The following is a 13,945-nucleotide window of genomic DNA, read 5'->3' on the forward strand; positions in this document are numbered from 1 at the left end:
ATTTAAAAACTATCCTCTAAAATTTTATTAATTATTTTTTTTATCTCTTGAAGGTCTTCTGTTATCTCTATCTCCTCTGTTTCCGCCTCCTGAAGGTCCTTTTTTCTGTTGTCCCACTAGTGGAGAAAGTTCTCTTTTACCGTAAACTTCACCTTTCATGATCCAAACTTTTACACCTAGCTTACCATACTGAGTTAAAGCTTCAGCAATGTGATAATCGATATCAGCTCTGAAAGTAGACAATGGGATTCTTCCTTCTTTGAAAGACTCGCTTCTTGCCATTTCAGCACCGTTCAATCTACCAGAGATTTGAACTTTGATACCTTCACCACCCATTCTCATTGTCCCAGCCATTGCCATTTTAACAGCTCTTCTGTAAGAAATTCTGTTTTCAATTTGCTTAGCGATGCTATCTGCAACTAATACTGCATCAAGTTCAGGTCTTTTGATTTCGAAAATGTTGATTTGAATATCCTTTTTAGTCAGTTTCTTCAACTCTTCTTTCAATTTATCAACTTCCTGACCTCCTTTACCGATGATAAGTCCCGGTCTAGCAGTAGTAATAGTAACTGTTACTAATTTTAGTGTTCTTTCAATATAAATTTTTGAAATACCACCCTTAGATAATCTAGCTTCAAGGTATCTTCTGATTTTGTAGTCTTCAGCGATTCTGTCTCCATAATCGTTTCCACCAAACCAGTTAGAATCCCATCCTCTGATGATACCTAATCTGTTACCAATTGGATTTGTCTTCTGTCCCATACCTTGATTAATTTTCTTTATTACCTAAGATTAATGTAACGTGGTTAGATCTTTTTCTGATTCTATACCCTCTACCTTGTGGAGCTGGTCTTAGTCTCTTCAATTGTCTTGCACTATCCACAAAAATTTCTTTAACGATAAGGTTCGCTTCCTCGATGTCAGCTCCTTCGTTTTTCACTTGCCAGTTAGCAATAGCAGAAAGAAGTAATTTTTCTAATTTATTAGAAGCCTCTTTCTTAGAATATTTAAGGATATAAAGTGCTTTATCTACCTGCTCTCCTCTAATGATATCAGCAACTAATCTCATTTTTCTTGGAGAAGAAGGGCAGTTGTTTAATGAAGCTTTAACAACGTCTTTGTTAGCTTCTTTTCTTGCGATTGCGCTATCTTGTTTTCTTGATCCCATGATTATCTGCTTCCTTTGTTTTTGTTACCACCATGACCTCTGAAAGATCTTGTTGGAGAAAATTCGCCTAACTTGTGACCAACCATGTTTTCTGTAACGTATACAGGGATAAAAGATTTCCCGTTGTGTACAGCAATAGTTTGTCCTACGAAGTCCGGAGAGATCATAGATGCTCTAGACCAAGTTTTGATAACTGTCTTCTTACCAGACTCTATATTTGCCTGAACCTTCTTATCTAAAGTATGATGAATGAACGGTCCTTTTTTAAGTGATCTTGCCATAATTATTTTCTTTTAGATACGATGTAACGGTTAGACACTTTGTTTTTCTTTCTAGTTTTGTAACCTTTAGCCGGTTTACCGTTTCTAGATCTTGGGTGACCTCCAGAAGAACGTCCTTCACCACCACCCATTGGGTGATCTACTGGGTTCATTACTACCGCTCTTGTTCTTGGTCTTCTACCTAACCATCTGCTTCTACCAGCTTTACCTGATACAGTTAATTGGTGATCAGAGTTAGAAACTGAACCAACCATAGCCATACATTCAGTAAGGATCATTCTGGATTCTCCTGAAGGCAATTTGATGATGGCATATTTTCCGTCTCTTGAAGTTAATTGAGCTGAAGAACCAGCACTTCTTGCTAAAATAGCACCTTGACCAGGCTTCATTTCGATACAAGAAATTACAGTACCCAATGGAATGTTTTTCAATTTCATTGCGTTACCTACATTGGGTTCTACACTCTCTCCTGAAACCACTTTTTGATCAACTTTGATACCATTTGGAGCGATGATGTATCTCTTCTCTCCGTCTGCGTACTCTAATAAAGCGATAAATGCAGTTCTGTTTGGATCGTATTCTACAGATTTTACAGTTGCTTCAACGTTTGCTTTGTTTCTTTTGAAGTCAATAATTCTGTATTTCTTTTTGTGTCCACCTCCGGTGTAACGCATGGTCATTTTACCTGTGTTGTTACGTCCACCTGACTTTTTAATACCAACTACTAGAGATTTCTCTGGTTTGTTAGTAGTAATTTCCTCAAAATTGTTTACAATTCTGAATCTCTGTCCCGGGGTGATAGGTTTTAATTTTCTAACAGACATTACTATTATTTATAATTAATAATTAATTTACAGCAAAAATATCGATAACCTCACCTTCAGCAAGTTTGATTACCGCTTTTTTCAATTTGTTTGTCTTTCCTACTTGAAGACCTTTCTTTGTATATTTCGCAGATACCTTAGGAGCATAAATCATTGTATTTACGTCTGCTACTTTTACACCGTAAGCCGCTTCCACAGCTTTTTTAATCTGGATTTTATTCGCCTTAGTATCTACCAAGAAAGAATAAGAACCTCTTAAATCTGTAAGGTAATTAGCCTTTTCTGAAATAACTGGTTTAATAATAATAGACATGATTTATTTCTTTAAATTTTCCTGGAATTTTTCAACTGCACCTTCGAAGAATACGATCTCACCTGCGTTTACTAAATCGTAAGAACTGATCTCGTTGAAGTTCATTACTTTAGTTTTAGGTAAGTTTCTTGAAGATAAATATACATTCTTGTTAGCTTCAGGAAGAACGAATAAAGATTTTTTACCGTTAAGTTCCAATGCATTTAATACATTGATGAAATCTTTAGTCTTAGGAGCGTTTAAGCTCATATCTTCTAAAACTTTAATGCTGTTGTCTCTTAATTTCTGAGATAAAACAGATTTTTTAGCTAATCTCTTAAGAGCTTTGTTCAATTTGAATCTGTAGTCTCTTGGTTTTGGTCCGAATACTCTACCTCCACCTCTGAAAACTGGAGATTTGATATCCCCGTATCTAGCAGAACCAGATCCTTTTTGCTTCTTAAGTTTTTTAGTAGAAGCAGTAATTTCGCTTCTTTCTTTTGCTTTATGAGTACCTTGTCTCTGAGCAGCAAGATACTGTTTAACTTCTAAGTAAACCGCGTGCTGATTTGGCTCAATTCCGAATACTGATTCGTCTAGAGTTACTTTTCTTCCGGTCTCTTTTCCTGATGTATTTAATACTACTAGTTCCATTTTCTGATAATTACATAAGAATTTTTAGCTCCCGGAACAGCACCTTTTACTACTAAAAGATTTTGTTCTTGATCCACTTTTAATACTTGAAGGTTTTGAACAGTTACCTGCTTACCTCCCATTCTTCCAGCCATTCTCATCCCTTTGAATACTCTTGAAGGGTCTGAACCAGCACCGATAGAACCTGGAGCTCTAAGTCTGTTGTGCTGACCATGAGTTGCCTGCATTACACCTCCAAATCCGTGTCTTTTAACAACACCCTGGAAGCCTTTACCTTTAGAAGTACCTGTTACGTCTACATATTCACCTTCAGCGAACATGTTTACTTCTACTAAATCTCCTACTTTTACTTCGTGCTCGAATTCGTTTTTGAATTCCATCACTTTAGCTTTCGGAGTTGAACCAGCCTTTTTAAAATGACCAGCTAACGCTTTACCAACGTTCTTCTCACTCTTGTCATCGAAACCCAGCTGTACGGCAACATAACCGTCAACCTCTTGGGTTCTGACCTGTAAAACCGGACATGGACCAGCCTGAATAACTGTACAAGGAATGTTTTTTCCTTCTTCGTTAAACAAAGATGTCATACCGATTTTTTTACCAATAATACCTGACATTGTTTATATTATAATAAAATTTATCCTTTATTTATCACCATTTTAGGAAGGTCTGAAGTAATTTCTACTTTTGATATAGGCATACTACGCCCCTAAAATGAGTGTGCAAATTTATGAATAATTTTATAACTGACAAATATTTGCAGTAAAATATTTTGATTTTTAATCAATTAGATCATTTTGGAAAAATCCAGGTGGAATTTCAGAGAAAAAATTTTTGAATTGTGAAAAATTTAAAAATGAATTGTTTTTATTTAACAATTACACTCACTCCAATTTCTTCGAGTTTATTTTTATCTTCTTCTAAAATGTTATTATCCGTGATAAGATAATCGATTTTATCCAGGTCGGCAATCTTGCCGAAGCCTTTTACATTTAATTTGGACGAATCCGCAAGGATGACAACTTTATCTGAACATTCGATCATGAGTTGATTTAAGTGGGCCTCCGCCGCATTGGAAGTACTGATCCCGAAATCCATATCGATACCGTCTACCCCCAGAAATAATTTGTTGCAGGAAAATTGCTTCAGAATGGTTTCAGAAATAGAACCTACAATAGAGGTAGAACTTTTTCTCACCTCGCCCCCTAACTGTATGATATTAATATGAGGATTATTACATAATTCAATAGCCACTCGTAAGGAAGAAGTTAAAACAGTCAATGGCCCGAAGTTCACAAGCATTCTCGCCAGATAGTGCATGGTTGTTCCGGATGCGAGAATGATACAATCATTTTCCTGAATTAAAGAAAGAGCAGCTTTAGCAATATTTTGTTTCGCCTCTACATTGATGCTTTCTTTCTCATCAACATTCCTTTCATAGGCATATCGTACATGTTTACTTGCCCCACCGTGATTTCGGAAAAGAAGGCCTAAACTTTCTAGATAATTCAGATCCTTTCGGATTGTAACTGACGAAACATTAAATTTCTCACATAAATCCTGCACAAGAACATAGTCTTTCTCATCCAGTTCTTTTAATATATCATTATGTCTGGGCAGTAATTTTTCCATTCCGTTTCGTTTCATCAAAAATACCAATTTTATTTGGATTCGAAAAATTTCATTTATTTTCTTTTTAGTTTCGTTTTTAATTTATACATTTGAAAACGAAACATAACGAAATATTATGAAACGAAATGAAGAACTCAGCAAATTAACCACCGTTAAGGAATGGGACTTTATTGTTATCGGTGGCGGAGCAAGCGGTTTAGGTTCAGCATTAGATGCAGTAAGCAGAGGATTCAAAACATTATTGCTGGAATCTCATGATTTTGCGAAAGCAACTTCCAGCAGAAGCACAAAACTGGTACATGGCGGAGTAAGATATTTGGCACAAGGTGATATAGGATTAGTAAGAGAAGCTTTAAAAGAAAGAGGATTATTAGCTAAAAATGCCGCGCACGTAGTAAAGAATCAGTCTTTTATTATCCCCAATTACACATGGTGGGGTGGAATTTATTATAAAATAGGACTTTCAATCTATGATTTCCTGGCTGGAAAATTAAGTTTAGGAAAAACGAAATACATCAGCAAATCAAAAACCGTTGAAAAGCTTCCGACTATTGAACAGAAAAATCTGGCAAGCGGAGTCGTTTATCAGGATGGTCAATTTGATGATGCACGTTTGGCTATCAATCTTACCCAAACCATTATTGAAAAAGGAGGAACCGCTGTTAATTACATAAAAGTAATCAACCTTTTGAAAAATGATTCTAATAAAGTAACAGGCGTAATTGCAGAAGACCAGTTCACTAAACAGCAATATGAAATTCATGCGAAAGTTGTCATTAACGCTACCGGAGTTTTCACCAATGACATATTAAATATGAATAACCCGAAACATGGAAAATTTGTAGTTCCGAGCCAGGGGATTCATTTGGTTTTAGATAAATCTTTCTTGAAAAGCGACGATGCCATTATGATTCCTAAAACTTCTGACGGAAGGGTTCTATTTGTAGTTCCATGGCATGACAGAGCTTTAGTGGGAACAACAGATACTTTACTGGAAAACGAAAGTTTCGAACCTCGTGCCCTGGAAGAAGAGATCAGTTTCGTTTTGAATACCGCAAGACAATATTTAGCAAAAAAACCAACCCGTGAAGATGTGAAGTCCGTTTTTGCAGGACTTAGACCTCTTGCTGCTCCAAAAGACGGAAGCAAAAGCACAAAAGAAGTTTCAAGAAGTCATAAGGTGATTACATCCGATACCGGATTAATCTCCATTATTGGTGGAAAATGGACCACCTACCGTAAAATGGCGGAAGACACTATTAACGAAGCTATGAAAGTTCATCAATTGGGAATGACGACTTCTAAAACAGAGCATCTTTCGATTCACGGCAATGTAAGACCGGAAACGGTTGATAGAAGCAACCATTTGTACGTTTACGGTTCAGACATTCCTGCCATTAAAGCATTACAAGAAAGCAATCCTGAATATTCAGAAAAAATACATCCTGATCATCCATTCACAGTTGCGGAAGCAGTTTGGGCCATCCGGAATGAAATGGCAGAAACCATTGAAGACATTCTGGCAAGAAGAGTCCGTTTATTATTTTTAGATGCAAGAGCAGCGATCGATAGTGCACATAAGATCGCTTCCATCATTGCAAAAGAAAATGGACATTCCGAAGAATGGGCCAATGAACAGGAAAGAGAATTTATCGAATTGGCGAAAGGGTATTTATTGACTCCTTATTCTCCAAAATCCATCTAACCTTAATCAATGTCACGAAATGAGTGAAAAGTTAATTCTCGCTCTGGACCAAGGTACGACTTCGTCAAGAGCCATCTTATTCAATCACAGCGGAGAAATCGAGTATATTTCTCAAAAGAGTTTTGAACAGATATACCCTACTCCGGGATGGGTAGAACATGATCCTAATGAAATCTGGTCGTCTCAGATTTCCGTAGCCGCAGAAATCATTGCCAAAGCTGGAATTTCAGGAAGAGAAGTTGCTGCGATCGGCATTACCAACCAACGTGAGACCACCATAGTGTGGGACAAAGAAACCGGAGAACCCGTTTACAATGCAATCGTATGGCAGGACAGAAGAACTTCCAAATACTGCGACGAGTTAAAAGAGCAAGGCCATGCCGAAATGATCCAAGAGAAAACCGGACTGATTTTGGACGCCTATTTTTCAGCTACAAAACTGAAATGGATCCTGGACAATGTAGAAGGAGCAAGAGAAAAAGCGGAAGCCGGAAAGCTATGCTTTGGAACAGTGGATACTTTCCTTGTCTGGAAACTTACCCGCGGAAAAATGTTCATCACCGATGTTTCAAATGCAAGCAGAACCATGCTTTTGAACATTCATACTCTGGATTGGGATAATGATCTATTACAGCTATTCAATATACCAAGAGCTATTCTTCCTGAAGTAAAGCAAAGCAGTGAGATCTATGGCGAAACGGCCACTACTCTATTCTCAACAAAAATTCCGATTGCCGGAATTGCTGGTGACCAACAAGCCGCCTTATTCGGACAGATGTGTACAAAACCCGGAATGGTAAAAAACACCTACGGAACAGGATGCTTTCTTTTAATGAATACAGGTAAAGAAGCTGTTTCTTCAAAAAATAACCTATTGACCACTGTTGCCTGGAAAATTAATGGTGAAGTGAATTACGCTTTAGAGGGAAGTGTTTTCGTAGGTGGAGCAGCGATCCAATGGTTGAGAGACGGATTGAAATTAATTAGTTCCGCAGAAGAAATCAATGATTTAGCAAAATCTGTTGAAGATAATGGCGGAGTTTATTTTGTTCCTGCATTGACAGGTTTAGGGGCTCCTCACTGGGATCAGTATGCCCGTGGAACGATTGTAGGGATTACCCGCGGAACAAGTAATGGACATATCGCAAGAGCAACGCTGGAAGGAATAGCATTTCAGGTGTATGATATCGTAAAAGCAATGGAGGCTGATTCCGGAACAGCAAGTTTTGAATTGAGAGTGGATGGAGGTGCTTCTGCAAGTGATCTTTTAATGCAGATCCAGTCAGACTTATTCGGGTTCAAAATTACAAGGCCAAAAACATTGGAAACAACAGCATTAGGAGCAGCTTATCTTGCCGGACTTGCCGTTGGATACTGGAAAAGCATTGATGAAATCCAGTCTCAATGGATTGTTGATAAGGATTTCCATCCGCAGCTGGAAAAAGAAAAGGCTGAAAAAATGATCAATACGTGGAACAAAGCAGTTCAACGTTCTCAAAATTGGATAGAAGATTAATCTTTCGTAAAAATACAAATATGACTCCATTTATAGCAGAAATAATCGGAACTATGCTTCTGATTCTATTAGGAAACGGTGTTGTAGCCAATGTTGTTTTGAAAGGCACCAAAGGAAACAACTCCGGATGGATTGTAATCACCACAGCCTGGGCTTTGGCAGTTTTCGTAGGAGTAACCGTTGCAGGACCTGTCAGCGGAGCTCATCTGAACCCTGCGGTAACATTAGGTTTGGCCATTGCCGGAAAATTTTCATGGGATTTGGTTCCTTCCTATATCGCAGCACAAATGATCGGTGCGATGCTGGGTGCCTTCTTAGTTTGGTTATTCAATAAAGATCATTTTGCCATTACTGAAGATGAAGGGGCGAAGCTGGCTTGTTTCAGTACAGGTCCCGCCATCAGAAAGCCAATCTCCAATCTGATCAGCGAAACCATTGGGACTTTCGTTTTGGTATTTGTGATTTTCTATTTTGCAGATCCTAGTCTTTCACTCAATAATGATCCGGGCGCTAAAATCGGATTAGGAACCGTGGGAGCGTTGCCTGTTACACTGTTGGTCTGGGCAATCGGATTGTCTTTAGGGGGAACTACAGGTTATGCCATCAATCCGGCTCGTGATTTAGGCCCCAGAATAATGCACTCCATTCTTCCGGTAAAGGGAAGCAGTGATTGGAGCTACGCATGGATTCCTGTTGCAGGACCCATTTTAGGAGCAACCATTGCAGCATTATTATACGGAGCCTTAAGTTAATCTCAAAAAATACTCAATGAAAAAAATAATCTTTTTTTGCCTGGTTTTACTAGGCACAGGGAATCTTTTTGCCCAAGAAAATACACAAGAGCAAGATGAAAGCAGACTGGACTTTACAGCAAACATCCAAAACAACCATCTTTGGAGAGGATTAATTATCACAGATAAGCCGGTGGTAATGGGAAATCTATCTTACGCTTTGGATAAAGATAAAAAATGGAAAGTCGGGATTTGGGGGGCTTCAGCTTTAACGGATGATAAAGACGGAACCCATTACAAAGAAATCAATTATTATGTTCAGTACTCGGATGGACGGTTTTATATCGGATTATGGGATTTATTTAATTCCAGAAATATTAATACAGAAATTGCTTCAGATGATATTTTCCATTATTCCAATAGAAGAACAGCACATATTATTGATTTAAGAACGAATTATTCTTTCGGACCCTCATTTCCAATAAACATTGAAGCGGATATTATGCTTTATGGCGGAGCTAATGCGGGAGAAGTTATTCTTGAACCGGACGGAAGCTATAAAAAGAACAGGTACTCCACATATGTTCAGGCAAGTTATCCTGTTATTAAAGATAAAAAAGTAAACCTTGATGCTTTTGTAGGTGCTGGTTTCGCCCTTAATGACAAAAGATTCCTTTATGGAAATGGAGAAAACAGCTTTGATATTGTGAATGTAGGAATAAAAGCAAGTAAATCTATTAAGATTACTGAACATTATAGCTTACCTGTGTCCATGATGGCCATGTGGAATCCATCTAACAAGTTTGCCAGAATACAACTTGCCGCCACCGTATTCTAAACTACATAATTACCATATTGTAAACCATTCTGTTTTCAGGATGGTTTTTTTATTTTAAAACTTCGTGTTTCAAACATAAAGTTTTTATAAATTAATTACCGTAATTCTACGATTTATTTTTTGGAGGGATATTTTTAACTTTGAGAAAATTTATATATGAAAAACATTTTCAGCTTACTCATTTTTTGCATCAGTATCCTGTCTTTTGCACAATCCGGAGCGCCATTCACAGGCAGAAGAGATTTTAATATTGAACAGGGAGCAAGCGGTTCCGGAACTCCGGCTTATTATCTTGAAGTAAAAAGCAATGGAGATGTTTATTTCGGTTTCCTCCAGATCAACCAGGCAGATGGAACACAAACCAAAGAGGAAATCAATGCCGGAAAATATAATTCGAAAGTCATGAAAGTTCATTTCAAAACATACAATGAAACTTTTTATGTGAAATTCGATAAAGAAAAGATTTATCTTACGGACGAAAACGGAAACATTAAAAAATCCGAAGACTGTTGTCCGGTTTCTGAAATGGGGAAAGGAAGCTGCACCTGCGAAAGTACATTCTATAGATAATGAATGTATTAAGACTTTTATTATTTTTTTTACTGATTATTTCCTGTACTGAAAAAGAAAATCATCCCTACACTTTTTATTATTGGAAAACCAAGCTTTCATTAGATGTTGAAGAGAAAAAGGCTTTAGATGAGGCAAGCGCACCTTATCTCTATACCAGATTTTTTGATGTGGATAAAGTGGCTGGAAAATTTCAGCCTGTTGCAGTGATTTCAAAAGACCAGAGTTTCCGAACTGATAAACTGATTGTTCCTACTGTTTTTATTACCAATCAGACGTTTTTGAGAATTTCGAAAGAGGAGATCAGGTTTCTTGCTCAAAATGTTCATCAATTAATTCAAAAGAAAATTGAAGAATATGGACTGAAAGTTAATAACGAAATTCAGATTGACTGTGACTGGACCGGCGGAACCCGTGATGACTATTTTCAATTTTTAAAAGAGCTGAAGAAAATTTCCGGAAAGGAGATCACCTGTACGCTTCGTCTTCACCAGGTAAAAGATAAAAATCTGACCGGAATTCCTCCCGTAGAAAAAGTGTATCTGATGTGCTACTCCACTTCATCTCCTTTGGAAACGTCAGATAAGAATTCCATTCTGGACATCAATATCCTGAAAAGCTATCTCTCCAGACTGGAAGATTATCCCATCAAAAAAATTGAAGTTGCGCTTCCGATTTATTCATGGGGAATTGTCACCAACCATTTGGGAAAGCATAAACTCATTAATGCACTATCAAGGAAAGATCTTGAAAATCCCGCATTCAAGAAGATCGCAGAAAATGAAGTTGTGATTATGAAAGACGGCTTCTATTTTGGAAACTATCTGAACAAAGGTTTCACTATCAAAGTAGAAGAAATTACGGAAAATCAGCTGAAAGACGTCGTTGGTTTCCTGAACAAAAAAATACCTCATTTTACCATCATATATTATCAATTAGATAGTAAATTTGTAATGACCCACAACTTTGAAAAGTGGTAAGTCACCCTCCAAAACAAAACTAATATGAAAAAGTACATTCTTTCGCTGGCTGTATTATCGTTTTTTTATACAAAATCCGATGCTTGCGCATGGGCAGATCCTGATTATGATTATTTCAACCTGTTTACGCAGACGATCATTAAAGATAAATCTTACCTGCCATTTCTGCATAGTTATTCAACCCGGTTTTATACAGAGTTTAATTATTCACAGATCCCGGATGAAAATATCGCTTCATGGAAACAGTTTTTCAATAATCAATTAAGCTATGCTGAAACTGATTATCTGGTCAATAAAATGAGTATGAACGATCTTAATGATCTGAAGAAAGGAAATCCGAATAATCCATTACTCAAAAAACTGGGTACCGGTTTCTACTCAAAATACCGCGAAGGAATCGATTATCTGATTGAGGCAAAATATCTGGAGCCTTATATGAGAATCAATTTCGTTGAAAACCCGGATTCATTTTATTACAGCCGTGCGGAAAGCGATAAAAATGCCACCAATTTAGATTACAACAAAACCATCTCTGCCTTAACGTCTTTATATAATGCGGCGAAAAACCCGGAAATCAAACAGCGATATGGGTATCAGCTCGTCCGTTTCAATCATTATACCCGGAATTACGATAAAGCTTTACAGGCTTTTAAAACCTACGTTGAACCTATCCGGTTGAAAGGCGCTCCTTATTTCATGGCTCTTGATCAATTAGCGGGAGCACAAAGAGGATTGCAGATGAACAGTGATGCTAACTGGAATTTTTTCCAGGTTTTTATGAACAGTAAAAGCCGTAAAGAATCCGCATTCGTTTCTATGAAGCTTTCAGATACTGCTTCTTTCAACAATATCATGAAAAGAGCGGGGAATAATGAGGAAAAAAACATGGCTTATTTCCTTTTGGGGTATGAAGATTTTGCCAATCCGATCCCTTTAATGGAAAAGATGTATGACATCAATCCCGATTCGGAAATTCTGAAGGTAATGGCTGCAAGAAGTATCAATGAGCTTGAGAGAAGCTATCTTCCAACTTATTATTATGCTTCAGATGATGTTAATAATCCCGTTGTTCAAAAGAGTAATTCTGATAAGCCCAACGACCAAACTGAAGTGAAGGAAGTAAAAAAAGAGAAACTTTCTTTTTGGGATAAGATTGTGAGGTTCTTTAAAAACCTTTTCGGAGGTTCTAAATCTGATAAAAAAGAGGGTGAAAAGAAATCTGATCAGAGTGATGACGAATTATTGGACAACCCAAACAGAATTCCTTTTTATACTCAGAATACCGGTTATTACTGGTCCGAAAATAAGCCCACCGATTTTTTAGGTGATCTGGCTAAATTCACTGAGAAAACAAAAGAGAAATCTAAAGATGAATTCTGGCAGATCGCAGATGCTTATTTAAAGTTTCTGAGCAAAGATTATGAAGGAAGTACTGAAATTCTGAATGACATTAAAACAAACAATCCCGAATACCTGGAAGAGATCAAAAGAATGAAAGTTCTGAATGATATTGTTTCCCAACCAAAGATCACAGCGGAATATGAAGATCATCTCATGAAAAACTATGCTGAATATTTTATTGAAAGAAAACCAGTTGCGACTGACAGCATCAATTCTGATTACAATAATTATTATGGTCCTGTTCCTTCCACCGCTTCTTTCCTTAAGGATGTTTTGGCCAACCGCTATTATCTTCAGGGAGAAGACGGAAAATCGTTCCTGATGAGCAATAAGCTTTCTGATCTCCAGTATAATCCGAACTCAAGCCTGGTAAAAAGTGTGGAAGAGTTTTATAAAAAACCAAATAAAACCCGGTTTGAGCAGCAGATCATTGCCAAAAACATGGATGATGTTGGAAATATTGATGCATTTTTCAATGTGATTTATGGAGACCGGGCAATGAGAATGGGTGACTTTGCGAAAGCAAAATCTTACTATGCAAAGGCACAAGGTTTTGTAGGAATCCCAAGATTGAATTATGATTGGGTTTCCAGTGAAAAGCCTAATGTTCCACACCAATATGCTCAGAATGAATATAACGGTTTCAGAAATATCTCTAATCTTGTCTTTGGACATAATGTGTGGGAAAGTTTTGAAAGCTCAGATACCGTAAGCATGGAAGCTGAAGATTACTCTCCATTCCCTTTCATTAAGCCTAATATGAATAAGCTTGAACTAGCAGATGCGCTCATTCAGCTTAGCAAAATTGCGAACGGCAAGGATGAAAAAGCGGCAAAAGCAAACCAGCTGATCGGTAATTTACTGTATAATACTTCCATCCTTGGATATTACAGACATTTATTTGTAATGGATGTAGATAATACGAACGGTGGGAAATTTGATTTCTGGAGCACCAAGAACAAAACACCTTATCAGTATTATTATAAAAATTTCCTGTATACTTCTTATATAGAGCCGGATAATTTTGATCTGGCAATCAATTATTATAAAAAAGCACTGCAGCTGAATCCAAACAGAGAGCAGAAAGCAAGAATACTTTTCCAGATGGCCAGCGCAGAACAAGGAAAATATTATCAGTATGAGGCAAAAAATCCTGCCAATATCGATTATTCAGATCCCAAGTGGTCAGAAAAAAATCAAGCTCATGAAAAGCAGATGCAGGATATTAAAAACCAAAAATTCAGAACGTATTTCGCACTATTGAAAACACAATATGCAGATACTGAAACGTCAAAGAGCTTAATGGGCAGCTGCTCATATTTTGACTACTTTATGAAACGATAATTAATTGGA

General features: G+C 37.2%; 15 protein-coding genes. 7 read left to right on the top strand and 8 right to left on the bottom strand.

All coding sequences use genetic code 11. The features are described 5' to 3' along the window. Positions 1–27 precede the first annotated feature (27 nt). From rpsC to EGI05_RS14315, 8 genes are all read right to left on the bottom strand, one after another. The gene (gene rpsC / locus EGI05_RS14280) at positions 28–762 is read right to left on the bottom strand and encodes a 30S ribosomal protein S3 (protein WP_123263715.1); all 735 of its coding nucleotides are present in this window, start codon (positions 760–762) and stop codon (positions 28–30) included. Positions 763–769: 7 nt separating this feature from the next. Continuing rightward, positions 770–1,168 (bottom strand): 50S ribosomal protein L22, encoded by a 399-nt coding sequence (gene rplV / locus EGI05_RS14285; RefSeq protein WP_050020604.1) that lies wholly within the window; start codon positions 1,166–1,168, stop codon positions 770–772. A gap of 2 nt (positions 1,169–1,170) precedes the next feature. Further along, positions 1,171–1,449 (bottom strand): 30S ribosomal protein S19, encoded by a 279-nt coding sequence (gene rpsS / locus EGI05_RS14290; RefSeq protein WP_002983209.1) that lies wholly within the window; start codon positions 1,447–1,449, stop codon positions 1,171–1,173. Positions 1,450–1,451: 2 nt separating this feature from the next. Next, complete coding sequence (gene rplB / locus EGI05_RS14295) at positions 1,452–2,273, bottom strand: 50S ribosomal protein L2 (RefSeq protein ID WP_123263716.1); 822 nt, start codon at positions 2,271–2,273, stop codon at positions 1,452–1,454. A gap of 22 nt (positions 2,274–2,295) precedes the next feature. Then, entirely contained in the window at positions 2,296–2,586 is a 291-nt protein-coding gene (gene rplW, locus EGI05_RS14300) for a 50S ribosomal protein L23 (RefSeq protein ID WP_123263717.1), read from the bottom strand. 3 nt (positions 2,587–2,589) lie between these two features. Continuing rightward, positions 2,590–3,219: a 50S ribosomal protein L4 gene (gene rplD, locus EGI05_RS14305; protein ID WP_123263718.1), complete on the bottom strand. Its 630-nt coding sequence runs from the start codon at positions 3,217–3,219 to the stop codon at positions 2,590–2,592. Next, complete coding sequence (gene rplC, locus EGI05_RS14310; RefSeq protein WP_123263719.1) at positions 3,210–3,836, bottom strand: 50S ribosomal protein L3; 627 nt, start codon at positions 3,834–3,836, stop codon at positions 3,210–3,212. The genes rplD and rplC overlap by 10 nt, the downstream gene beginning before the upstream one ends. Before the next feature lie 250 nt (positions 3,837–4,086). Continuing rightward, positions 4,087–4,851, bottom strand: coding sequence for a DeoR/GlpR family DNA-binding transcription regulator (locus EGI05_RS14315; protein WP_123264374.1), 765 nt, complete (start codon positions 4,849–4,851; stop codon positions 4,087–4,089). A 115-nt stretch (positions 4,852–4,966) separates the two neighbouring features. Between EGI05_RS14315 and EGI05_RS14320 the strand changes: the two genes are divergently transcribed. The 7 genes from EGI05_RS14320 (at position 4,967) to EGI05_RS14350 (ending at position 13,936) form a co-directional block, all read left to right on the top strand. Next, entirely contained in the window at positions 4,967–6,556 is a 1,590-nt protein-coding gene (locus tag EGI05_RS14320) for a glycerol-3-phosphate dehydrogenase/oxidase (RefSeq protein WP_123263720.1), read from the top strand. Between the two features lie 19 nt (positions 6,557–6,575). Next, positions 6,576–8,072, top strand: coding sequence for a glycerol kinase GlpK (glpK, locus tag EGI05_RS14325; RefSeq protein WP_123263721.1), 1,497 nt, complete (start codon positions 6,576–6,578; stop codon positions 8,070–8,072). Next, positions 8,072–8,824, top strand: a complete 753-nt coding sequence (locus EGI05_RS14330) for an MIP/aquaporin family protein (protein WP_262694929.1) — start codon at positions 8,072–8,074, stop codon at positions 8,822–8,824. The genes glpK and EGI05_RS14330 overlap by 1 nt, the downstream gene beginning before the upstream one ends. A gap of 16 nt (positions 8,825–8,840) precedes the next feature. Continuing rightward, positions 8,841–9,641 carry a hypothetical protein gene (locus tag EGI05_RS14335; RefSeq protein ID WP_123263723.1) on the top strand — a complete coding sequence of 267 codons (801 nt, stop codon included), beginning with the start codon at positions 8,841–8,843 and terminating at the stop codon, positions 9,639–9,641. A 156-nt stretch (positions 9,642–9,797) separates the two neighbouring features. Beyond that, positions 9,798–10,211, top strand: a complete 414-nt coding sequence (locus EGI05_RS14340; protein WP_123263724.1) for a hypothetical protein — start codon at positions 9,798–9,800, stop codon at positions 10,209–10,211. After that, positions 10,211–11,191 (top strand): hypothetical protein, encoded by a 981-nt coding sequence (locus EGI05_RS14345; protein ID WP_123263725.1) that lies wholly within the window; start codon positions 10,211–10,213, stop codon positions 11,189–11,191. Before EGI05_RS14340 ends, EGI05_RS14345 begins: the two co-directional genes overlap by 1 nt. 24 nt (positions 11,192–11,215) lie before the next feature. Further along, a complete protein-coding gene (locus tag EGI05_RS14350) occupies positions 11,216–13,936 on the top strand; it encodes a hypothetical protein (RefSeq protein WP_123263726.1) in 2,721 nt (906 codons plus the stop codon). Positions 13,937–13,945 lie beyond the last annotated feature (9 nt).

Origin of the sequence: Chryseobacterium daecheongense (assembly GCF_003729955.1) — a bacterium.
In the GTDB taxonomy this organism is placed as follows: Bacteria; Bacteroidota; Bacteroidia; order Flavobacteriales; family Weeksellaceae; genus Chryseobacterium; species Chryseobacterium daecheongense.

Bases quoted from the DNA above. Each gene is read 5' to 3' on its own strand.
- rpsC (WP_123263715.1), bottom strand. From the start codon at position 762: ATGGGACAGAAGACAAATCCAATTGGTAACAGATTAGGTATCATCAGA.
- rplV (WP_050020604.1), bottom strand. From the start codon at position 1,168: ATGGGATCAAGAAAACAAGATAGCGCAATCGCAAGAAAAGAAGCTAAC.
- rpsS (WP_002983209.1), bottom strand. From the start codon at position 1,449: ATGGCAAGATCACTTAAAAAAGGACCGTTCATTCATCATACTTTAGAT.
- rplB (WP_123263716.1), bottom strand. From the start codon at position 2,273: ATGTCTGTTAGAAAATTAAAACCTATCACCCCGGGACAGAGATTCAGA.
- rplW (WP_123263717.1), bottom strand. From the start codon at position 2,586: ATGTCTATTATTATTAAACCAGTTATTTCAGAAAAGGCTAATTACCTT.
- rplD (WP_123263718.1), bottom strand. From the start codon at position 3,219: ATGGAACTAGTAGTATTAAATACATCAGGAAAAGAGACCGGAAGAAAA.
- rplC (WP_123263719.1), bottom strand. From the start codon at position 3,836: ATGTCAGGTATTATTGGTAAAAAAATCGGTATGACATCTTTGTTTAAC.
- EGI05_RS14315 (WP_123264374.1), bottom strand. From the start codon at position 4,851: ATGGAAAAATTACTGCCCAGACATAATGATATATTAAAAGAACTGGAT.
- EGI05_RS14320 (WP_123263720.1), top strand. From the start codon at position 4,967: ATGAAACGAAATGAAGAACTCAGCAAATTAACCACCGTTAAGGAATGG.
- glpK (WP_123263721.1), top strand. From the start codon at position 6,576: ATGAGTGAAAAGTTAATTCTCGCTCTGGACCAAGGTACGACTTCGTCA.
- EGI05_RS14335 (WP_123263723.1), top strand. From the start codon at position 8,841: ATGAAAAAAATAATCTTTTTTTGCCTGGTTTTACTAGGCACAGGGAAT.
- EGI05_RS14340 (WP_123263724.1), top strand. From the start codon at position 9,798: ATGAAAAACATTTTCAGCTTACTCATTTTTTGCATCAGTATCCTGTCT.
- EGI05_RS14345 (WP_123263725.1), top strand. From the start codon at position 10,211: ATGAATGTATTAAGACTTTTATTATTTTTTTTACTGATTATTTCCTGT.
- EGI05_RS14350 (WP_123263726.1), top strand. From the start codon at position 11,216: ATGAAAAAGTACATTCTTTCGCTGGCTGTATTATCGTTTTTTTATACA.